Annotated in this window: 16 protein-coding genes; 5 read left to right on the top strand and 11 right to left on the bottom strand. The window is 73.3% G+C overall.

The window, feature by feature from the left end; genetic code table 11:
• Positions 1-83 precede the first annotated feature (83 nt).
• Both ACFV0Q_RS12635 and ACFV0Q_RS12630 read right to left on the bottom strand, forming a co-directional pair.
• A complete protein-coding gene (locus tag ACFV0Q_RS12635; protein ID WP_385004369.1) occupies positions 84-1,274 on the bottom strand; it encodes an NAD(P)/FAD-dependent oxidoreductase in 1,191 nt (396 codons plus the stop codon).
• Positions 1,275-1,356: 82 nt separating this feature from the next.
• Positions 1,357-3,786: a collagenase gene (locus ACFV0Q_RS12630; protein WP_385004367.1), complete on the bottom strand. Its 2,430-nt coding sequence runs from the start codon at positions 3,784-3,786 to the stop codon at positions 1,357-1,359.
• Positions 3,787-3,957: 171 nt separating this feature from the next.
• Here ACFV0Q_RS12630 and ACFV0Q_RS12625 point away from each other — a divergent pair, with 171 nt between their 5' ends.
• A complete protein-coding gene (locus tag ACFV0Q_RS12625; protein WP_385004365.1) occupies positions 3,958-5,337 on the top strand; it encodes an aminopeptidase P family protein in 1,380 nt (459 codons plus the stop codon).
• Between the two features lie 54 nt (positions 5,338-5,391).
• Here ACFV0Q_RS12625 and ACFV0Q_RS12620 read toward each other — a convergent pair whose 3' ends face one another.
• Together ACFV0Q_RS12620 and ACFV0Q_RS12615 are read right to left on the bottom strand one after the other, a co-directional pair.
• Positions 5,392-5,790, bottom strand: coding sequence for a RidA family protein (locus tag ACFV0Q_RS12620; RefSeq protein ID WP_385004363.1), 399 nt, complete (start codon positions 5,788-5,790; stop codon positions 5,392-5,394).
• Positions 5,787-6,923, bottom strand: coding sequence for an acyl-CoA dehydrogenase family protein (locus tag ACFV0Q_RS12615; RefSeq protein ID WP_385004361.1), 1,137 nt, complete (start codon positions 6,921-6,923; stop codon positions 5,787-5,789). The genes ACFV0Q_RS12620 and ACFV0Q_RS12615 overlap by 4 nt, the downstream gene beginning before the upstream one ends.
• A gap of 143 nt (positions 6,924-7,066) precedes the next feature.
• On the opposite strand from ACFV0Q_RS12615, the gene ACFV0Q_RS12610 reads away from it, so the two are divergent.
• The 3 genes from ACFV0Q_RS12610 (at position 7,067) to ACFV0Q_RS12600 (ending at position 10,651) form a co-directional block, all read left to right on the top strand.
• Positions 7,067-8,686 (top strand): AMP-binding protein, encoded by a 1,620-nt coding sequence (locus ACFV0Q_RS12610; protein WP_385004359.1) that lies wholly within the window; start codon positions 7,067-7,069, stop codon positions 8,684-8,686.
• A 4-nt stretch (positions 8,687-8,690) separates the two neighbouring features.
• Positions 8,691-9,491, top strand: coding sequence for a PaaX family transcriptional regulator C-terminal domain-containing protein (locus ACFV0Q_RS12605; RefSeq protein WP_385004357.1), 801 nt, complete (start codon positions 8,691-8,693; stop codon positions 9,489-9,491).
• A gap of 320 nt (positions 9,492-9,811) precedes the next feature.
• The gene (locus ACFV0Q_RS12600; protein WP_385004355.1) at positions 9,812-10,651 is read left to right on the top strand and encodes a GNAT family N-acetyltransferase; all 840 of its coding nucleotides are present in this window, start codon (positions 9,812-9,814) and stop codon (positions 10,649-10,651) included.
• Here the strand turns inward: ACFV0Q_RS12600 and ACFV0Q_RS12595 are convergent, their stop codons facing one another.
• Together ACFV0Q_RS12595 and ACFV0Q_RS12590 are read right to left on the bottom strand one after the other, a co-directional pair.
• Positions 10,652-13,006 carry a bifunctional salicylyl-CoA 5-hydroxylase/oxidoreductase gene (locus tag ACFV0Q_RS12595; protein WP_385004353.1) on the bottom strand — a complete coding sequence of 785 codons (2,355 nt, stop codon included), beginning with the start codon at positions 13,004-13,006 and terminating at the stop codon, positions 10,652-10,654.
• Positions 13,007-13,010: 4 nt separating this feature from the next.
• On the bottom strand, positions 13,011-13,838 hold the full coding sequence (locus ACFV0Q_RS12590) for an enoyl-CoA hydratase family protein (RefSeq protein WP_385004351.1): 828 nt from the start codon (positions 13,836-13,838) through the stop codon (positions 13,011-13,013).
• Positions 13,839-14,077: 239 nt separating this feature from the next.
• Between ACFV0Q_RS12590 and ACFV0Q_RS12585 the strand changes: the two genes are divergently transcribed.
• Positions 14,078-14,497, top strand: coding sequence for an ATP-binding protein (locus tag ACFV0Q_RS12585; protein ID WP_385004349.1), 420 nt, complete (start codon positions 14,078-14,080; stop codon positions 14,495-14,497).
• 43 nt (positions 14,498-14,540) lie between these two features.
• Here ACFV0Q_RS12585 and argF read toward each other — a convergent pair whose 3' ends face one another.
• The 5 genes from argF to ACFV0Q_RS12560 form a co-directional block, all read right to left on the bottom strand.
• On the bottom strand, positions 14,541-15,545 hold the full coding sequence (gene argF, locus ACFV0Q_RS12580; protein WP_385004347.1) for an ornithine carbamoyltransferase: 1,005 nt from the start codon (positions 15,543-15,545) through the stop codon (positions 14,541-14,543).
• A gap of 130 nt (positions 15,546-15,675) precedes the next feature.
• Positions 15,676-16,902: an arginine deiminase gene (locus ACFV0Q_RS12575; protein ID WP_385004345.1), complete on the bottom strand. Its 1,227-nt coding sequence runs from the start codon at positions 16,900-16,902 to the stop codon at positions 15,676-15,678.
• A gap of 55 nt (positions 16,903-16,957) precedes the next feature.
• A complete protein-coding gene (locus ACFV0Q_RS12570; RefSeq protein ID WP_385004343.1) occupies positions 16,958-17,425 on the bottom strand; it encodes a hypothetical protein in 468 nt (155 codons plus the stop codon).
• Between the two features lie 197 nt (positions 17,426-17,622).
• Complete coding sequence (locus tag ACFV0Q_RS12565; protein ID WP_385004341.1) at positions 17,623-20,208, bottom strand: polynucleotide kinase-phosphatase; 2,586 nt, start codon at positions 20,206-20,208, stop codon at positions 17,623-17,625.
• Entirely contained in the window at positions 20,205-21,674 is a 1,470-nt protein-coding gene (locus tag ACFV0Q_RS12560) for a 3' terminal RNA ribose 2'-O-methyltransferase Hen1 (protein ID WP_385004339.1), read from the bottom strand. Before ACFV0Q_RS12560 ends, ACFV0Q_RS12565 begins: the two co-directional genes overlap by 4 nt.
• Positions 21,675-21,756: the final 82 nt, after the last annotated feature.

The following is a 21,756-nucleotide window of genomic DNA, read 5'->3' as shown; positions in this document are numbered from 1 at the left end:
GGGTGGGGTGCCGTCCGGGATAGGCATGATGTATGGCGCCCGATCCGGATCAGAGTGTGCGGGCGGCACCGCACGCCAACACATCACGTTTTACATCCCGGACGACACCCCACCCCGTCCCCGCCCCCGGCCTCCGGCTCCTCGAAGCGGTCCGGACGGAACGGGTCCGGGTCCAGGGTGGGTTCGGCTCCGGTGAGGAACTCCGTGATCAGCGTGCCCGTGGCCGGGGCCAGGCCGATGCCGGCGCCCTCGTGGCCGCAGGCGTGGAGGAGGCCGGGGACGCGGGGGTCGGGGCCGATCGCCGGGAGGTGGTCGGGGAGGTAGGGGCGGAAGCCGTGGTAGGTGCGCAGGACCCGTACGTCGGCCAGTACGGGGAACAGGGCCGCCGCCTGGAGGGCGAGGCGGCGCAGGGCCTCGGTGGACAGGCTCCGGTCGAAGCCGACGCGTTCGCGGGTCGCGCCGATCAGGACGGGGCCCGCCGGGGTGCCCTCCACGACGGCCGAGGACTGCAGGGCGGCGGAGTCGCTGGCAACGTCGGCGATGTAGTCGGCGGCGTAGACCTTGTGGCGGACCACCCGGGGCAGGGGTTCGGTGACGAGGACGAAGCCGCGGCGGGGCAGTACGGGCAGGGTGGTCCCGGCGAGGGTGGCGATGTGGCCGCCCCAGGTGCCCGCCGCGTTGACCACCGCCGGGGCGTGGAGGGTGCGGCGGGGTGTGCGGACGCCCACGGCCCGGCCGCCCTGCAGAAGCACCTCGGTGACCTCCTCGCCGAGGTACCGCTCGGCGCCGGACGCGGCCAGCAGGCGGGCCGCCGCCTGGGCCGGCTGGACCTGGGCGTCCTGGGGGTAGTGGAAGCCCCCTGCCTGGCCCCGGGCCAGGTGTGGTTCCAGGTCGTGCAAGGCCTCGGGCCCTACTTCCGTGGAGATGACACCCGCGGCGCGTTGGCCCTCCGCGAAGGTGCGCAGGGCTTTGAGGGTGGTCTCGTCCGGGGCGACGACCAGGCCGCCCTTGGGCTCGTACTCGGTCTCCCCGGGGAGGACGGCGGCCAGGCCCTGCCAGAGGCGGGCCGACAGGAGGGCGAGGCCGAGTTCCGGGCCGGCCTCCTTGTCGGAGACGAGCAGGTTGCCCTCCCCGGCGCCGGTCGTGCCGCCCGCGACGGAGCCGCGGTCGACCACCGCCACGGAGAGTCCGGAGCGGCTCAAGTAGTAGGCGCACGCTGCGCCGACGACACCGGCGCCGATGATCACGACGTCCGGGGAGTGGGTCTGGGACACGGGAGTAATATGTCACATTCTTTAGAGGGTGTCCCGGGCCGGTCCTGCCCCCCGCGGGAATTCAGGACCGGCCCGGCGGTGGTCAGCTGCGCAGGGGGCCCTCACAGCTGTAGGAGGAGGTGCCCGCCACCTTGTTCGACCAGATCTCCACCGCGCCGAAGGAGCAGTTCATGTCGGCGAGGTTGTTGGAGGCCGCGCCCGCCCGGTCGAGGATGAAGTAGTCGACCGTCTCGGACATGTCCTTGAAGTTCTGGTCGCCGCTGCGCCAGTCCTTCAGGTTCGCGGTGATCCGGCCCGTACAGGTGAAGCGGCGCTTGCCGGGGTCGCCGTTCTCCACGCAGTCCGGGGTGTTGTAGGTGGCCGTCGCGAAGGCGGACTTGACCGACCCGAGCGCGGAGTCGCGCAGCTGGTCGTTGGCCGTGAAGGTGGTGTTCGGGACGTAGAGCTGGTCCACCTTGGCGATCTGCGCGTCCAGGAAGCGGTTGTAGTCGCGCTGGAGGTAGGAGTCGGAGCCCATCCGGTTGCGCCAGGCGTCGTAGCCCGCCACGTCGTTGGCCCGCAGGTAGCCGTACATCTCGCGCAGCAGGCTGGGCTTCTCGGTCCACAGGAACTCGAAGAACGTGCCCGCGTAGTTGTAGAAGCGGAACCCGTCGCCGTCGTACGTGGCGTTGAGCAGCTGCTGGACGCTCATCCGGGGGCCGCCGCCGGAGGTGTCGCCGATGATGCCCCGGACCAGGGACTTGCGGACGGCGATGCCGTTGTCGCGGGTGGCGCCGTCGAAGAACTCGGCGGTGCCCTCGTCCATGGCGGTGGTGCGGTCGCCCTCGTACCAGGGGCCTTCGCCGAAGAAGCCGGGGACGGCGAAGCGGCCGTTGAGGTAGTGCGTGTACTCGTGGCGGAAGAGCTCTTCGAGGGTGAGGGAGGAGTCCTGCGGGACGCGGCGCTGGTAGGTGTAGAAGGTGGCGCCGTTCTCGATGTAGATGCCGCCGTTGTTGGTGCCGTAGCCGGTGAGGATGGGGTGGTAGTTCTCGTAGTCGGCGCGGGAGGCGTAGAGCACGATGTTGAGCGTGGTGTTGGGGTCGCCGGCCAGCGGCTGGTCGGTGCCCAGGACGCGGTGGAACTGCGTCTTGACCTGCTTGCTCGCGTAGTAGAGCTGGTCGACGGTGGCCCGGTCGAGGGCGGTGCGGACCTTGATGCCGCCGTTGTCGTAGGTGTAGGTGTACGGGAAGAGCTGCTTCTCGATGTCCTCCTTGCACACCCCGTACGGCTTGCAGGCCTCGTAGAAGTTCAGCCAGGAGACGACCTTGGCCCACGGCTCGCTGCCGTTGCCGAAGCCGGACTTGACCTGCTCCAGCATGGCGCCGAGGTCGGCGACGACCTGGGCCTTCAGCCCGTCGACCTGGCCGAAGCGGGCGTACTCGCTGATCGCGTCGCGGACCACCCAGGCGTTGCCGGTGCCCTTGAGGTGGGTGTAGCCGGCGAAGGCCTTGAAGGTGGCGCGGTAGGCGGCGTCGCCCGCGACGGCCGTGTGGAAGGCGGCGTCCTGGTTGCCCGGGTAGACGCCCAGGTAGTTGACGGACAGCGCGGCGAGCGCGGCGCCCGCCCAGCCGGCGTCGAGGTTCGTGGCCGGGTGGGCCGGGTCCAGGGTGGCCAGGACCTTTTTGATGAGGCCGAGCTGGTGCTGGCGCAGGCCCGGGGCGCTGGCGGCGTAGAGGGCCTCGCGCAGGGTGCGGGCGTTGGCGGGGGTCGCGTCGAAGGTGCGGGCGGCGCCCCCGAAGTCGGCGATGGCCCGGCGCATGGCGTCGACGGTGGGGGCGTCGGTGACGTCTATCTCGTCGCGCGAGTAGTCGTGGTAGGCGACCGCGTGGAGGTAGGTGAACATCTCCTCCAGGTGGGAGGAGTTACGGCCGTCGTGGGCGGCGGCCAGGCTGGATATCCGGCGGGAGACGGCCTGGACGTGGGCGTCGGACATGACCGGCGCGAGGCGGGCGTCCCAGGTCCAGATGAGTCCGCGCAGGCAGCCGTCGGCGGTGACGGCCTGGTCGGCGAGGAAGTCGGCGAACTGCTCCGGGCCGAGGCCGGTGATCCCGTCGAGGGTGCAGGGGACGCCCGCGGCGACGCTGCGGGCGACGGGCGCGGCCTGGGCGGAGGCCGGCTTGCGGCTCTTCTCGGCGCGTTCGGCGGTGGCGGAGGAGTCGGGCGCGGAGGCGGCCGGGGCGGCTCCGGGCACCTTGCCGTCGGTGACGGCCGTGCCGCCGGGGGCCGGGGCGGGCGCCGGGACGAGCGGCTTGGCTTCGGCGAGGCGGTCGACCTCGTCGAAGGGGTTCGGTGCGGCGGCGCCCGTCGCGCCGGTGGCTCCGGCGGCGAAGGTGCCGGGTGCGGAGGCGCCCGTCGCGGCGCTGGGGGTGCCCCGCTCGGCGGCCTGGGTCACGGCCTGGCCGGCGGTGGCGAGGAGGGTGACCGCCACGGCGGCGGAGAGGAGAGACGTACGCACAGCTCTGTGCTGGGACACCGGATGCTCCTGTTGGGAGGGAGGTGGGGGAGGTGGTGCGTGAACTGCCCTGCGTCACACGGCGTTTGACGGGGATTAACGTGCCGCGGTGTGAGCTGTAACATAGTAATGTGAAATTGCACTGGCAAGACCTGTGCGCCCACCAGTTCAGTTCTTCTTGAGGGAGCCTCCGTGACCGACACCTCCTCCCGCCTCAACATCGGCAGTCACGACCTGCCGGTATCAGCAGAGTTGTCCCGCTTCATGGCGGGGAACTGGGCCGCCTCCCCGCTCCCCGCCGCCGCGCGCGTCCCCTCGTACGCCGTCACCCCGGCCCGCCGCGCCCGGCTCTCGGCGCGCTTCCCGGGCGAGCGGCTGCTGGTCCCGGCCGGCGAGCTGGCGGTCCGCTCCAACGACGCCGACTTCCGCTTCCGGCCGCACAGCGCGTACGCCTGGCTGACCGGACTGACGGGCGAGGACCAGGCGGGTCACGTCCTGGTGCTGGAGCCGTCCGGACCGCACGGGCACGAGGCCGTGCTGTACCTGAGGCCGCGCTCCTCGCGCGCGAACGGGAACCAGGAGTTCTTCCGCGACCGCCGCTACGGGGAGTTCTGGGTGGGCCGCCGCCCCGACCTGGCGGAGGCGGAGCGGCTCACGGGGATCCGCTGCGCGCACCTGGACACCCTCGGCGAGCCGCCCGCGCGCCATGCCGCCACGGACCCCGAACTCGCCGCGGCGCTCTCCGAGTTGCGGCTGGTCAAGGACGCGTGGGAGGTCGACCAGCTCCAACTGGCCGTGGACCACACGGCGGCCGGGTTCGAGGACGTCGTACGGGCCCTGCCGCAGGCGCTGGCGCACCCGCGCGGGGAACGCTGGATCGAGGGGGTCTTCGGGCTGCGCGCCCGGGCGGAGGGCAACGGGACCGGCTACAACACGATCGCCGCCTCCGGCGCCCACGCCGGCATCCTGCACTGGATCCACAACGACGGCCGGCTGAACCGGGACGAACTGCTGCTCCTGGACGCGGGCGTGGAGACGGACACCCTCTACACGGCTGACATCACGCGCACCCTCCCGCTGTCGGGGCGGTTCTCGCCCGTGCAGCGGCAGGTGTACGAACTGGTGCTGGCCGCGCAGGACGCGGGCATCGCCGCGCTGCGGCCCGGGGCGAGCTTCGGGGACTTCCACCGGGCCGGGATGCGGGTCATCGCCGAGGGCCTCGCGGAATGGGGGGTCCTCAAGAACGCGGAGGGCGACCTGCACCGGCGGTACTCGCTGTGCAGCAGCGGGCACATGCTGGGGCTGGACGTGCACGACTGCGCGAAGGCGCGGGCCGAGACGTACCTGGAGGGGGTCCTGGAGGAGGGCCAGGTCCTCACCGTCGAGCCGGGCCTCTACCTCCAGCCGGACGACGAGACGCTCCCGGCGGAGCTGCGCGGGGTGAGCGTGCGCATCGAGGACGACCTGGTCATCACCGCCGACGGCGCGCGGCTCATGTCGGGCGCCCTGCCGCGGACCGTCGCCGGTGTGGAGGAGTGGATGGGCACCCTCCTGGACTCCGCGGGCGCCTGACCCCGGGCCCTCCTTCCCCCGGCCCCGTGACCGGGGGAAGGAGGGCCCGCCGGGCTACGGGAGCACCGCGATGCCGTCCAGTTCGAGCTGGGCCCGCGTGTCCCAGAGGCGGACCACGCCGACCACCGCCATCGCCGGATACTCGCGCCCCGCGAGCCGGCGCCAGACGCGGCCCAGCTCGGCGGCGTGCTCGCGGTACGCCTCCACGTCCACCGCGTACACCGTCATCCGCGCCAGGTCGGCCGGGGTGCCGCCCGCCGCCGCGAGGGCCGTCAGCAGGTTGGCGAGGGCCCGCTCGAACTGTTCCGGCAGGGTGTCCCCCACGACCTTCCCGGCGCCGTCCAGCGCGGTCTGGCCCGCCAGGAACACCAGCCGGCCCCCGGTCGCGGTGACGGCGTGCGAGAAGCCCGTCGCCGGGGACAGCTCCCCGGGGTTGATCCGCTCCAGGCTCATCGCGCCACCGCCCCCGCTCCCGCCGCCCGGTAGAGCTCCTTCGCGATGATGGTGCGCTGCACCTCGCTCGCCCCTTCGTAGATCCTCGGCGCCCGCACCTCCCGGTACAGGTGCTCCAGCAGGTGTCCGCGGCGCAGCGCGGCCGCCCCGTGCAGCTGGACGGCGTGGTCCACGACGTACTGGGCCGTCTCCGTGGCGAGGAGCTTGGCCATCGCCGCCCGCCGGGGGACGTCCGGGGAACCGGCGTCGTACGCGCCCGCCGCCGCGTACACCAGCAGCCGGGCGGCCTCGGTGCGGGTGGCCATCTCCGCGACCCGGTGCGCGACGGCCTGGAGGTCGGCCAGCACCCCGCCGAAGGCGGTCCGGCCCGCCGTGTGGGCCAGCGTCGCGTCCAGCGCCGCGCGCGCCATGCCGACGGCGAAGGCGCCCACGCTCGGCCGGAACAGGTTCAGGGTCTCCATCGCCACCCGGAACCCCTGCCCGGGCTCCCCCAGGACGTCCTCGCGGCCGACCGGCACCCCGTCGAAGGAGAGCGAGCCGATCGGATGCGGCGAGAGCATGTCGAGGGCCTCGCCGCTCAGCCCCGGCCGGTCGGCCGGGACCAGGAACGCGGTGATCCCCCGCGCGCCCGCCGCCTCACCCGTCCGGGCGAACACGGTGTAGAAATCGGCTTCGGGGGCGTTGGAGATCCAGCACTTCTGCCCACCGAGCCGCCAGCCCGCCCCGTCCGGGGCCGCCTCCAGCGCCAGGGCCGCCGCGTCCGAGCCCGCGCCGGGCTCGCTGAGCGCGAACGCCGCCACCAGCCGGCCCTCCCGCACCCCCGGCAGCCACCGCTCTCGCTGGGCGTCGCTGCCCGAGCGCAGCACCGGGTGCGCTCCCAGCCCCTGCAGGGCCAGCGCCGTCTCCGCCTCCGTGCAACCGTAGGCGAGGGACTCCCGCAGCAGGCACAGCTCCATCGCGCCGGAGGTGAACACCCGCTCCAGCAGTCCCAGTTCTCCGAGCGCCACCAGCAGCGGCCGGTTCACCCGGCCGGGCTCACCCTTCTCGGCGAGCGGCTTCAGCCGCTGCTCCGACAGGGCGCGCAACTGCCCGCACCATTCCTCTTCTTCCACCCCGAGCGCGAATCCGGCCATCCGAATGCCCCAGTCCTATCGCGTCCTGTTGACTGTCGTCACCATCACGATACGCTCTAGGAGCACCTCCCGGTGGTGAGCCGGGAGAGGCACCGCACGGCCGGCTCCACCTCTTCCGGACGTTGCAAGGGGGCGAACCCGCCTTGGAGCTCAAGCCTTCCGCTCATACCGACACCTTTGCCCGCGATCACCTGCCGCCTGCCGACGCCTGGCCGGAACTCCTCTTCGAGCTGCCCGAACTGGCCTATCCGGACCGGCTGAACTGCGGCGCCGAGCTCCTCGACGCCACCATCGACCGGTTCGGGCCCGACCGCCCCGCCTTCCGCGGCGGCTCGGGCGAGGTGTGGTCGTACGGGGAGCTGCGCGAGCGCGTCGACTCCCTCGCCCACACCCTCACCGCCGACCTCGGCGTCGTCCCCGGCAACCGGGTGCTGCTGCGCGGACCGACCGGGCCGTGGCTCGCCGCCTGCTGGCTGGCGGTGATGAAAGCGGGCGCCGTGGCCGTCACCGTGCTGGCCCAGCAGCGGGCCCAGGAGCTGGCGACGGTGTGCTCCATGGCCCAGGTGCGGCACGCCGTCTGCCACACGGACGCGCTGGACGACCTGGTCAAGGCGGAGGTGCCCGGGCTGCGGATCACCACCTACGGCGGGGAGGGCCCCGACGACCTGCTGCGGCTGGCCGGGGCCCACCCGGCGCCCTATCCCGCCGTGGAGACCTCCGCCGACGACGTGGCGCTGATCGCCTTCACCTCCGGCACCACCGGCCGCCCCAAGGGCTGCATGCACTTCCACCGTGACCTCCTCGCCATCGCCGACACCTTCTCCCGCCGCGTCCTGCGGCCCCGCCCCGACGACGTGTTCGCCGGCAGCCCCCCGCTCGGATTCACCTTCGGACTCGGCGGCCTCGTCGTCTTCCCGCTGCGGGCCGGAGCCTCGGCGCTGCTGCTGGAACAGGCCGCCCCCCGCGCGCTGCTGCCCGCGCTCGCCGCGCACCGGGTCACCGTCCTGTTCACGGCGCCCACCGCGTACCGGTCGATGCTCGACACCCTCGGCCCCTACGACACGGGCGCCTACGACCTGTCCGCACTGCGCCGCTGCGTCTCGGCCGGCGAGAACCTGCCCGCCGCCACCTGGCAGGCCTGGCACGACCGCACCGGACTGCGGATCATCAACGGCATCGGGGCCACCGAACTGCTGCACATCTTCATCTCCGCCGCCGACGAGGACATCCGCCCCGGTACCACCGGCCGGGTGGTACCCGGCTGGGAGGCCCGGGTGGTGGACCCGGCGGGGCGGCCCGTGGCGGACAACGAGCCGGGGCTGCTGGCCGTGCGCGGCCCGGTCGGCTGCCGCTACCTGGCCGACCCCCGCCAGAGCGAGTACGTCCGGGACGGCTGGAACCTGACCGGCGACACCTACGTCCGCGACCCCGACGGCTACTTCCGCTACGTCGCCCGCGCCGACGACATGATCATCTCCTCCGGCTACAACATCGCGGGCCCGGAGGTGGAGGAGGCCCTGCTGCGCCATCCGGACGTCGTGGAAGCGGCGGTGGTCGGCCTCCCCGACGAACGCCGGGGCCAGATCGTGGTCGCCTACACCGTCGCCCGGGACGGGGCGGTGCTGACCGAGGACGCCCTGCGCACCCACATGCGGGAGGAGCTGGCCCCGCACAAGTGCCCGCGCTCCTTCGTCTTCCTGCCCGCGCTGCCCCGGACGGCGACCGGAAAACTTCAGCGCTTCCGGCTGCGCGATCTAGAGTGAACCCGTGGTCGAGCAGCACACTCCGCGATCCCTGATCGTCACGTTCTACGGCGCCTACGGAAGGTCCTTCGAGGGACCCGTACCGGTGTCCGCCCTGGTCCGCCTGCTGGGCGCGGCCGGTGTCGACGCGCCCTCCGTCCGCTCCTCGGTGTCCCGGCTGAAACGGCGGGGCTTCCTGGTGCCCGCGAAGGCGGCCGACGGCGCGGCGGCCTACGACCTCTCCGAGGAAGCCCGGCAGCTGCTGGAGGACGGGGACCGGCGGATCTACGGCGCCCCGCAGGTCTCGGAGGAATGGCTGGTCGCGGTCTTCTCCGTCCCGGAGCAGGAGCGGCACAAGCGGCACCTGCTGCGCTCCCGGCTCGCCCGGCTGGGTTTCGGATCGGTGGCCCCGGGGGTGTGGATCGCCCCGGCCCAGCTGGCCCGCGAGACCGGGCACACCCTGGAGCGGCTGCACCTGACGGCGTACGTGGAGCTCTTCCGCGGCGCCCACCTCGGCTTCGCGCCCACCGCCGAGGCCGTGGCCCGCTGGTGGGACCTGGCGGCGCTGGCCAAGCAGCACGAGGAGTTCCTGGACCTGCACGAGCCGGCCCTGCGCGCCCTCCAGTCGGGCCCCGAGCCGGCGCCGGAGGCCGCCTACCGCACCTACCTGGCGGCCCTGGACACCTGGCGGCGGCTGCCCTACGCGGATCCCGGACTGCCCCGCGAGCTGCTCCCGGCGGACTGGCCGGGCGACCGGGCCGCGGCGGTCTTCGCCGAACTGCACGCCCGGCTGCGCGACGCGGGCGCCCGCTTCGTGGAGGCGTAGCCCCCGGACGCCGCCGCCCACCGTCGCGAGACGCCGCGGCTTCGCGGGTGCGGTGTGAACGTTCATGGTTCCTCCTCCTGCCGGCCCCCTCGGGGGCTGACCCGTGTGCGGAAATCCCCGCATACCCAAGGTCCCAGCGCCACGAGGCCCCGGCCTCCCCCACGCGAGGGGACCGTCTCCCCCACGCGGGGGAGACGGCGGCGCGACCCGGGGAAGACGGCACCCGGCACGAGGAGGGCCCCGGCCGAAGGGCTCCCCACCCGAGCCAGGCGCCCGGAAATCCGGGTGCGTCCGTGTCCCGGCGCCCGCCACGATGGAGCATGACGTGGACCTTCGGAACCGATCTGGCGGCCTATCTGGCCCTCGCACGCCCGGCGGTGGCGGCGCGGCCCGTGGCCAACACCCTCCTGCTGACCGTCACCGACTCCCTGGAGCGGCGCGGCCCCCACGCCCGCGGCTCCGCCGACCCCGTCTTCGGCTGGTGGACCGGCCCCGACGCGGCCGTCGCCGGGGCCCTGCTGCGCACCCCGCCGTTCCCGCTGCTGCTCGGCACCCTGCCCCCCGAGGCCGTCCGGGCCCTCGGCCGGCACCTCGCCACCGAGCCCCTGCTCGCGCCGGTCACCGCGGTCAACGCCCGCCGCGCGGACGCCCGCGCGCTGGCCGCCGCCTGGGGCAGGCCGGCCCGGGTGGTGGAGGAGACCCGGCTCTACCGGCTCGGCGCCCTGACCGCCCCGGACCCGGCCCCGTCCGGGCGCGTCCGGCTCGCGGCCGAGGCGGACCTGCCCCTGCTGCTGAACTGGACCGAGGCGTTCAACCGGGAGACGGAGCAGCCCGGACGTGCCTCCGAAGCCGCCCTGCGCGACCGGCTCTCGTACGGCGGCATCCTGCTCTGGGAGGACGCGGGCCGCCCGGTGTCCCTGGCCGGGTTCTCCCGCCCCCTCGGCGGCGCCTGCCGCGTCGGCCCCGTCTACACCCCACCCGCCGCCCGGGGCCGCGGCTACGCCGCCGGGGTCACGCACGCGGCGAGCGGAGCCGCGTACGCGACCGGCGCACGCGAGGTGCTGCTGTTCACCGACCTCGCGAACCCCACCAGCAACGACGTCTACCAGCGCCTCGGCTACGCCCCGGTCGAAGACCGGGTCCGCCTGGAGGCGCTCTGACTACCCCTTCCCGGCCGGCGGCCTGCGGCTGCCCGCCCGGTACGGAGCGGGCCACTGCGCGCCCGGGCCCTCGTACCCCTGGTCGGCCGCCGCGTGCAGGGTCCAGTGCGGGTCGTACAGGTGCGGACGGCCGACCGCGCACAGGTCGGCGCGCCCGGCCAGCAGCAGGGAGTTGACGTCGTCCCAGGAGGAGATGGCGCCGACGGCGATGACGGGGACGCCCAGCGCGTTGCGGATCCGGTCGGCGTAGGGGGTCTGGTAGGAACGCCCGAACTCCGGGTCCTCGTCGGCCACGACCTGCCCCGTGGACACGTGGACGGCGTCCGCGCCGTGGGCGGCGAAGGCGGCGGCGATGCCCTGCGCGTCCTCGGGCGTGGTGCCGCCGGGCGCCCAGTCGGCGGCCGAGATCCGGACCGTCATCGGGCGCTCCTCGGGCCAGACCGCACGGACCGCGTCGAAGACCTCCAGCGGGAAGCGCAGCCGGTTCTCCAGGGGGCCGCCGTAGGCGTCGTCGCGGTGGTTGGTGAGCGGGGACAGGAACCCGGACAGCAGGTAGCCGTGCGCGCAGTGCAGTTCGAGGAGGTCGAACCCGCTCTGCGCCGCCCGTGCGGCGGCCGCCGCGAAGTCGGAGCGGATCGCGGCGAGGTCGGCGGTGGTCAGGGCGCGCGGAACGGCGGACACGCCGGGTTTGTAGGGCAGTGCGGAGGCGGCGACCAGCGGCCAGTTGCCCTCGGGCAGCGGCTCGTCCATGCCCTCCCACATGACCCGCGTCGAACCCTTGCGCCCCGCGTGCCCGAGCTGCACGCCGAGGGCGGTGCCGGGCGCGGAGGTGTGGACGAAGTCGGCGATCCGCTTCCAGGCGGCCGTCTGCTCCGCCGTCCACAGGCCCGCGCAGCCCGGGGTGATCCGGCCTTCGGGGCTGACGCACACCATCTCCGTCATGACCAGCCCGGCCCCGCCCAGGGCACGCTGGCCCAGGTGCACCAGGTGGAAGTCGCCCGGCACCCCGTCCTGTGCCGAGTACATGTCCATGGGTGCGACGACCACCCGGTTGCGCAGGGTCAGGCCCCGCAGGGTGAACGGCGTGAACATCGGCGGGGTTCCCGAACCGCCCGCCCCACCGGCCGCCCCACCGACCTCCCCGCTGCCCGCCCCACCGACCGCCCCGCTGCCCGCCCCACCGACCGCCCCGCCGACATGCCCACCGACCGCGTCGCCCTCCTCCCCGCACCCGAAGTCCCGCTCCACCGCCCGCGTGAAGCGGGCGTCGCGCAGCCGCAGGTTCTCGTGCGTCACGCGCCGGCTGCGGGTCAGCAGGTTGAAGGCGAACTGCCGGGCGGGCTGGCCGACGTAGCCCTCGATCTCCTCGAACCACCGCATGCTGGCCGCGGCCGCCCGCTGGGTGCTGGCCACGGCGGGCCGCCGCGCCGTCTCGTACGCCGCCAGGGCGTCGGCCAGCCCGGCCGGCGACACCTCGGACAGGGCCTCGGCGAGCGCGAGCGCGTCCTCGACGGCGAGTTTGGTGCCGGAGCCGATGGAGAAGTGGGCCGTGTGCGCGGCGTCGCCGAGCAGGACCACGTTCCCGTGCGACCAGCGCCCGTTGACGACGGTGCGGAAGCGGGTCCAGGCGGAGCGGTTCCCGCGCAGCGGCCGTCCGCGCAGCGCCTCGGCGAAGATCTTGGCGCACCGCGAGGCGGACTCTTCCTCGTCGCACAGGTCGAGGCCGGAGGCCCGCCACACCTCCTCCCGCATCTCGACGATCACGGTCGAGGAGTCGGCGGAGTACGGATAGGCGTGCAGCTGCATCACCCCGTGCTCGGTCTCCGCGATCTCGAAGCGGAAGGCGTCGAAGGCGAAGTCGGCGGCCAGCCAGACGTACCGGCAGCGGCCCTCGGTGACGGTGGGGCGGAAGTGGGCGGCACCGCTCTCCCGGGTCGCGCTGTGCACCCCGTCCGCGGCCACCACCAGGTCGTACGTCTTCGCCAGTTCCCACGCGTCGGGCGCCGTGGAGCGGAAGCGGAGGCGGACCCCGAGGCTCGTGCAGCGCTCGTGCAGGATCTCCAGCAGCCTGCGCCGGCCGAGTGCGGCGAAACCGTGGCCGCCGGAGGTGAGCAGCCGGCCCCGGTGGACGACCTCCACGTCGTCCCAGCGCACGAACTCGGCGCCGAGGGCGGCGTGGACGACGGTGTCGGCGCGTTCGATGCCGCCCAGGGTCTCGTCGGAGAGCACGACGCCGAACCCGAAGGTGTCGTCCGCGGCGTTGCGCTCCCAGACCTCTACCTGGTGTCCCTGCCGTGCCAGCAGTGTGGCGGCGTACAGTCCCCCCGGTCCCCCGCCCGCGACGGCGACCCGCATGGCGCTACCTGCCCTTCCACTGCGGCGGCCGCTTCCCGGTGAAGGCCGCGTGGAACTCCGCGTAGTCCTCGCCGTGCATCAGCAGCGCCTGGGTGTTGGCGTCGAGTTCGACCGAGGCGGCCAGCGGCATGTCGAGCTCCGCCGTCAGCAGGGCCTTGGTCTGGGCGTGGGCGAGGGCGGGTCCGGCGGCGAGGCGGGCGGCGAGTTCGGCGGCCCGGGTGTCGGCCTTGCCCTCGTCGACGAGCTCGCTGAGCAGGCCGATCCGCTCCGCCTCCGCCGCGTGTACGGGTTCTCCGAGCATCAGCAGCCGGGTGGCGTGGCCGAGGCCGACGACCCGGGGCAGCAGGTAGGCGGCGCCCATGTCCCCGCCGGAGAGGCCGACCCGGGTGAAGAGGAAGGCGAAGCGGGCGGTGGGGTCGGCGATCCGGAAGTCGGCGGCGAGGGCGAGCACCGCCCCGGCGCCGGCGGCCACCCCGTGCACGGCGGCGATCACCGGGAAGGGGCATTCGCGGACGGCCCGGACCACCTGCCCGGTCATCCGGTTGAAGTCGAGGAGCTGGGCCGTGTCCATGGCGAGGGTGGCGCCGATGATCTCGTCCACGTCCCCGCCGGAGCAGAAGCCCCGGCCCTCGCCGGCGAGCACGAGGGCGCGTACGGAACGTTCGCGGGACAGTTCGGCGAGCAGGTCGCGCAGGTCGGCGTAGGCGCCGAAGGTGAGCGCGTTCAGCTTCTCGGGGCGGTCGAGGGTGACGGTGGCCACGCCGTCCTGCCGGGTCACCCGCAGGTGGCGCCACTGTCCTGTCGATGGGGTGGAACCGGTGAAGGGGCTCACGGAAACGACGGTATCACCGTCTGGTGACCACCGTCACGGAAGCGCGACAACAGGGGGAGTCCGATCCGCTCGCGCCGCCATTCCGCCGGGGTGCCCTACGGAGCCGGAATTCCACTTCGTATCGTTGAAAGCGGGATTTCCCCTCCGCTTCACCAGAACGCACCGGAACGCACCGGAAACACCCCGGATCGCACCCGCACGCACCCCTCCGCCACGACCCCCGGAACGGACGGACCCCCTTGCCCGACGCCTCCGCCTGGCGGATCGCCCTCCCCCACACGACCGCCGCCGTGCCCATCGCCCGCGCCCTGGTCCGTACCGCCCTCACGGACGTCGAGCCCTGCGCCGACAGCGACACCGCCGAGCTGCTGACCGCCGAGCTGGTCGCCAACGCCGTCGAGCACACCGCCGGGGGCGCTCCGATCGAGCTGGTCGTGGAGCTGCTGGCGAACGGCTGCCAGGTCGAGGTGCACGACGGGGACCCGCATCCGCCCGGCGATCTCGTCGCCCGCCCCGACGACACCCACCCGGACCCCTGGCAGGAGCACGGCCGCGGCCTGCTGCTGATCCGCGCCCTGAGCTCCGCCTGCGGCCACCGGCGCACCGAGCACGGCAAGGCCGTCTGGTTCACCCTGCCGGCCCGCGCCGCCACCGTCTGACGGCGCGGCCGCGCGAGCGCACCGCGGCGGAACCCGAGGCCGCTTACGGTTTCGCCATCAGCGCCACGAGGACGGCCTTGATGGTGTGCAGCCGGTTCTCGGCCTCGTCGAAGACGACGGAGTGCGCCGACTCGAACACCTCGTCCGTGACCTCCAGCGAGTCCAGCCCGTGCCGCTCGTGGACCTCGCGGGCCACCTTGGTGCCCAGGTCGTGATAGGCGGGCAGGCAGTGCATGAACTTCACGTCCGGGTTCCCGGTCGCACGCAGCACGTCCATGGTGACGGCGTACGGGGCCAGGGCGGTGATCCGCTCGTCCCAGACCTCCTTGGGCTCCCCCATCGAGACCCAGACGTCCGTGGCCACGAAGTCGGCCTGCGCGACGCCCTCCGCGACCTCCTCGGTCAGGGTGATCCGCGCCCCGCTGACGGCGGCCAGCTCCCGGGCCCGCGCCACGACGGCTTCGGCCGGCCAGTAGGACTCGGGCGCGACGATCCGTACGTCCATGCCGAGCAGGGCGCCGGTGACGAGATAGGAGTTGCCCATGTTGAAGCGGGCGTCGCCGAGGTAGGCGAAGGCGAGGTCGTCCAGCGGCTTGGTGCTGTGCTCGGTCATGGTGAGCACGTCGGCCAGCATCTGGGTGGGGTGCCAGTCGTCGGTGAGACCGTTGAAGACGGGGACACCGGCGTGCGCGGCGAGCTCCTCGACCGCTTCCTGGCTGTCGCCCCGGTACTCGATGCCGTCGAACATCCGGCCCAGCACGCGGGCCGTGTCCCGGACGGATTCCTTGTGGCCCATCTGGGATCCGGCGGGGTCGAGGTAGACCGTGTGGGCGCCCTGGTCGGCGGCGGCGACCTCGAAGGCGCAGCGGGTGCGCGTCGAGGTCTTCTCGAAGATCAGCGCGATGTTCTTCCCCTGGAGGCGGCGCTGCTCGGTCCCGGCCTTCTTCGCCGCCTTGAGTTCGGCGGCGAGCTCGACGAGGCCGCGGAACTCGGCGGCGGTGAAGTCGAGCTCCTTGAGGAAACTGCGGCCGAAGAGGTCGGTGGCCATGGGGGACACTCCAGAGGGGTGCTGACAGGGGACGCTGACAGGGGATACTGGAAGTCTATACGATCCTCTGCATTGATATACAGCCTGCCCGCATGTCACACGGGACCCCGGTGCGTCACACCCCGGCCCGTCACACCGCGTCCCGCTCCACCGGGCAGCTCATGCACCGCGGTCCGCCCCGCCCCCGTCCCAGCTCGCTGCCCGGGATCTCGATGACCTCGATGCCCTCCTTGCGCAGGTGGGTGTTGGTGGTGACGTTCCGCTCGTACGCGACGACCACCCCCGGCTCGACCGCCAGCACGTTGCAGCCGTCGTCCCACTGTTCGCGCTCCGCCGAGTGCACGTCCTGCGTGGCCGTCAGCACCCGGATCCGCTCCATCCCGAGCGCGGCCGCGATCGCCCGGTGCATGTGGTCCGCCGGGTGGTCGCTCACCCGGAGCTCGCCGGGCCGCTCGCCGGGCCGGATCGTGTAGGAGCGCAGCATGCCGAGGCCCGCGTACTGGGTGAAGGTGTCCGCGTCGACCATGGTCATCACCGTGTCGAGGTGCATGAAGGCGCGCCGTTTGGGCATGTCCAGCGCCACGATGGCCGTCGCCGAGCCCGCCGCGAACAGGCCCCGCGCGAGCATCTCCACCGCCTGCGGGGTGGTCCGCTCGCTCATCCCGATCAGCACGGCGCCGTTGCCGATGACCAGCACGTCCCCGCCCTCGATGGTGGAGGGGTAGTCCACCTGCCCCTGCGACCAGTAGTGGAAGGCGCCGGAGCCGGTGAAGAGCGGGTGGTGCTTGTAGATCGCCTCGAAGTGCACGGTCTCGCGCTGCCGGGCCGGCCAGCGCATCGCGTTGATCGACACCCCGTCGTAGATCCAGGCGGAGGTGTCGCGGGTGAAGAGGTGGTTGGGCAGCGGCCCCAGCAGGAAGCCGTCCATGTCCAGCGCGTGGAAGCGCACCGACACCGGCTCGGCGTGCCGCTCCAGGAACTCCCGCTTGGTCATGCCGCCGACCAGCGCCTCCGCGAGGTCGGCCGAGGACAGCCCGTCGAAGACCGACCGCAGGTGGTCGGTGGCGAGGGGTCCGTACTCCTTCTCGTCGAAGACCCGGTCCAGTACGAGGTGTCTCGCCTCGGGGATGTCGAGGGACTCCTCCAGCAGGTCCCCGAAGAGGTGGACGGCGACCCCCCGGTCGCGGAGCACGTCCGCGAACCCGTCGTGTTCCTGACGGGCCCGGCGCACCCACAGCACGTCGTCGAAGAGCAGGGCGTCCTTGTTGCTCGGTGTCAGCCGCTTCAGCTCGAGGTCGGGCCGGTGGAGGATGACGCGGCGAAGCCGCCCGGTCTCGGAGTCGACATGGAATCCCATGCCCTACACGTTCCCAGACCGAACGGCTTTTTGACCTGCCGTCGGCTCCGCGGGCTCAGCGCAGGCCGAGAAGTGCCGTCGGAGTGCCGACCACATCCGGGGCGATCAGGCCCAGTTTGGGCGTGGTCAGGTTCGGGAGCCCGAAGTTGCTGCCGTCCGGCATCGTCAGCGGGGAACCGACGACCGCGCCGGGGCTCCGGGTGACCAGGGTGGTGTCCGGGGACTCCAGGGAACCCTCGCCGTCCGTCTCGGGAGCGCCCAGGAGGTTGGGCACCGGGGAGGTGAGCTTGGTGGCGCCGAGGTCGGTGGCGATGGGGACCACCGGGAGCAGTGGGGTCGGGAGCATGTCGCCCTTGTGGTGGCGGGGCGCCTCGGGGGCTCCGACGACCGGCACCGGAACCGCGGTGGCGACGTGCGGGACGGGCACGCCCAGCGTGGTCTCCACCGCCTCCAGCGGCACTCCCACCGGAACCGAGTCGGCCACGGCCGGGGTGGCCGCACCCGCCGCGGCCATACAGGTCATGAGCGCCGCAATGCTTCCGCGCGCGGTCATCTTCATAGGTGACGTTCCGTCCTTCCAGGGTCGCGGACATTCCGCTGCCCTGGATGAACGATCCCGCCGGTGGTTTCCCCGGACTTCACCGCGAAAGTTCCCCCATACGACCTAATTCCAGGCCGTACGGGGGCCGCCGCTTTACGGCGCGTGCTGCGCGGGAGGGATCACAGCCGGGGGTCGACCGGCTCCGATTCGAGGGCGAGGACGGCGAACACCGGCTCGTGGACCCGCCACAGCGGCTCCCCCGCCGCCAGCCGGTCCAGCGCCTCCAGCCCGAGCGCGTACTCGCGCAGGGCGAGCGAGCGCTTGTGCCCGAGGAAGCGCTGGCGCAGCTTCTCCAGGTGCTCCGGACGCGTGTACTCCGGACCGTAGATGATCCGCAGGTACTCGCGCCCGCGCACCTTCACCCCCGGCTGGACGAGGCGTCCCTTGCCGTCCCGGGCGTACGCCTGGAGCGGTTTGACGACCATGCCCTCACCGCCGGCGGCGGTCAGTTCCAGCCACCAGTCGGTGCCGGCCCGCACGGAGTCCTCGTCCCCGGTGTCGACGAAGACCCGTCCGGTGCGCCGCAGCAGCGGGGCTGCGGACCCGTCGGCCGCGGCCCGTTCGTCGGCGTCGGCCAGCCGGTCCAGCCACGCCAGCTGCTCGTCGTGCGGTACGGGGGCCAGCGAGCGGCCCGCCGCCGCGAGCAGCTGGAACGGCGCGAACCGTACGCCGTCCAGCCCGTCGGTGGTCCAGCAGTAGCGCCGGTACGCCTCGGTGAAGGCGGCGGCGTCGGTGGCCCGGCCGCGCTGGCGCTCCAGCAGGGCGCCGGTCTCCACGCCCCGGGCCGTGGCCGCCTCCAGGGCGGCGAGGGCGTCCGGGAAGACGGCTCGCGCGGCCGCGCCCACGGCGGCGTACTGGTTGCGCAGCAGGCCGGTGGACTTCAGCGACCAGGGCAGCAGTTCCCCGTCGAGCAGCAGCCAGTCCGTGTCGAGCTCCTCCCAGAGCCCGGCGCCGTCGACGGCCGTGCGCAGCCGGGCGAGGAACTCCTCGGTGACCGCGGGGTCCTGGAAGAAGGGCCGCCCGGTGCGGGTGTAGAGGGAGCCGGTGACCGCGCTGTCCACGCCGAACCGCTCGCGGGCCGCGTCGGCGTCCCGGCAGAGCAGGACGGTGGCGCGGGAGCCCATGTGCTTCTCCTCGCACACCACCCGCCCGATGCCGTCGGCGCGGTACTGCGCGAAGGCCTCGGCGGGGTGCTCCAGGTGGCCCTCCTCGCGGGAGGTGGCCGTCGGGGCCATGGTCGGCGGGAGGTAGGGCACCAGCCGGGGGTCCACCGCGAAGCGGCTCATGACCTCCAGCGCGGCCGCCGCGTTCTCCTCGCGGACGCCCACGTTGCCCAGGTGGCGGGTCTCCACGACCCGGCGGCCGTGCACGTCGGCCAGGTCCAGCGGACGCCCGCCCTGTGACCAATCCAATGCAGCAGCCCCCGGCGCCTCGGCGGCGAGCGGCTTGACCGGCTCGTACCAGACCTTCTCGGCCGGTACGTCGACCAGTTCGCGCTCGGGCCAGCGCAGGGCGGTCATCCGGCCGCCGAAGACGGCGCCGGTGTCGAGGCAGATGGTGTTGTTGATCCAGGTGGTGTCCGGGACCGGGGTGTGGCCGTACACCACGACGGCCTTGCCCCGGTAGTCCTCGGCCCACGGGTAGCGCACGGGCAGGCCGAACTCGTCGGTCTCGCCGGTGGTCTCCCCGTAGAGGGCGTGCGAACGGACCCGGCCGGAGGTGCGGCCGTGGTACTTCTCGGGCAGCCCGGCGTGACAGACCACCAGCCGGCCGCCGTCGAGGACGTAGTGGCTGACCAGGCCGGCAATGAACTCCCGTACCTCCCGCACGAACTCGTCGGACTCGCGCCCGAGCTGCTCGACCGTCTCGGCGAGGCCGTGGGTCTGCTGGACCTTCGAGCCCTTGAGGTAACGGCCGAGCTTGTTCTCGTGGTTCCCGGGCACGCACAGGGCGTTGCCGGACTTGACCATGCCCATCACCCGGCGCAGGACGCCGGGGCTGTCCGGGCCGCGGTCGACGAGGTCGCCGACGAAGACGGCGGTGCGCCCGGCGGGGTGGACGCCGTCCTCGTAACCGAGCTTGGCGAGCAGGGTCTCCAGCTCGGACGCACAGCCGTGGATGTCACCGACGATGTCGAAGGGGCCGGTGAGGTGGGTGAGGTCGTTGAACCGCTTCTCCAGTACGACCTCGGCGGATTCGGCCTCCTCGACCGTGCGCAGGACGTGGACCTTGCGGAACCCCTCGCGCTCCAGACCGCGCAGCGAGCGGCGCAGTTCGGAGCGGTGGCGCTGGATGACGCGGCGGGGCAGTCCGGCCCGGTCCGGGCGGGTGGCGTTGCGTTCGGCGCAGACGGCCTCGGGCATGTCGAGGACGATCGCGATGGGCAGCACGTCGTGCTCGCGGGCGAGCTTGACGAGCTGGCGGCGGGACTCGGCCTGGACGCTGGTGGCGTCCACGACGGTCAGGCGTCCGGCGGCGAGCCGCTTGCCCGCGATGTGGTGCAGGACCTCGAAGGCGTCCTTGCTGGCGCTCTGGTCGTTCTCGTCGTCGGCGACCAGGCCCCGGCAGTAGTCGGAGGAGAGGACCTCGGTGGGCTTGAAGTGCTTGCGGGCGAAGGTCGACTTGCCCGATCCGGTGGCCCCGATCAGGACGACGAGGGACAGGTCGGTGACGGGAAGTACGCGGTGGGTGGTGGGGGTGGTCATGCTGCCTCGCCCTCCTTCGGGGTGTCGGTGGCGGTGGTGAAGACGGCCATCTGGGTCGGCGGCCCCACCTCGGGGTCGTCGTCGCCGACGGGCACGTACGCGACGGTGTAGCCGTACTTCGCGGCCACCTGCCCGGCCCAGGCGCGGAACTCCTCCCGGGTCCACTCGAAGCGGTGGTCGCGGTGCCGGACGTGCCCGGCGGGCAGCGACTCCCAGCGGACGTTGTACTCGACGTTCGGGGTGGTCACGAGGACCGTGCGCGGGCGGGCCGCGCCGAAGACGGCGTACTCCAGCGCGGGCAGCCGGGGCAGGTCCAGGTGCTCGATCACCTCGCTGAGCACGGCGGCGTCGTACCCGGCCAGCCGCTTGTCGGTGTACGCGAGCGAGCCCTGGAGCAGGGTGACGCGGGAACTCTGGCGCTCCCCCATCCGCTCCAGGCGCAGCCGCCGGGCGGCCGTGGCCAGCGCCCTCATCGACACGTCGACGCCGACGATCTCCGTGAAGGAGACGTCCTTGAGGAGGGCCTGCACCAGCTGGCCCTGCCCGCAGCCGAGGTCGAGGACCCGGGCCGCGCCGGCGGTGCGCAGCGCGGCGAGGACCGCCTCGCGCCGCCGCACCGCGAGCGGCACGGACCGCTCCTCGGCGTCCGGGGACTCGTCCACGGCGTTGTCGAGCTCTTCGGCCTCGCTGCCGTCGGCCTCGGCGAGGCGGGCCAGTTCCAGGCGCTCGATGGCGTTCTGGGTGAGCCGCTTGTGCCGGGCCAGGTAGCGGGCGGCGATGAGGGCGTGCTCGGGGTGCGCGGCCAGCCAGCCGTCTCCGGCGCGCAGCAGCTTGTCGACCTCGTCGGGGGCGATCCAGTAGTGCTTGGCGTCGTCGAGCACGGGCAGCAGCACGTACAGCTGGCGCAGGGCGTCGTCGAGCTTCAGCTCGCCTTCCAGGACGAGCCGTACGTAGCGGCTGTCGCCCCACTCGGGGAAACGTTCGTCCAGGGCGACGGGCTCGGTGCGTACGGAGGCCCAGCCCAGCGGGCCGAACAGCCGGTGGACCAGCTCCGCGCCGCCGCGGGCGGGCAGGGCCGGGATCTCGACGCGCAGCGGACGCGGCTGCTCCGGCAGGTCGGGCCGGGCCGTGCACCGGCCGGCCAGGGCGCTGCGGAAGACCCCGCTGAGCGCGACGGCGAGCAGGGAGGAGGCGGCGTACGGGCGGTCGTTGACGTACTGCGCGAGCGCCGCGTCGGGTGCTCCGCCCCGGCCCTTGCCGTGGCCGCGCCGCACGAGTGCGACGGGATCCACCTCCAGCAGCAGGGCCGCCGTGCACCGCTCGGCCGTGGCCTCGGGGTAGAACACGTGGGCGGTGCCGTGGGAGGTGGAGAACTCCTGCGCCTTCCCGGGATGCTTGTGCAGCAGGAAGCCCAGGTCGGTGGCGGGTCGTTCAGGGGTACCGGTGGTGGAGATCGTCAGGAACACACGGCCGATTCTCATCCACGGGCACGGTCCGGCGCCCCTGGTTTTCGGGCCGCCCCACGGGCCGCCCCACGGCCCGCCCCAC

The sequence above is a fragment of the Streptomyces sp. NPDC059564 genome (assembly GCF_042735575.1).
Classification (GTDB): Bacteria; Actinomycetota; Actinomycetes; order Streptomycetales; family Streptomycetaceae; genus Streptomyces.
Note: the sequence above shows the minus strand (reverse complement) of the source record. Positions and strands in the feature narration are given on the sequence as shown.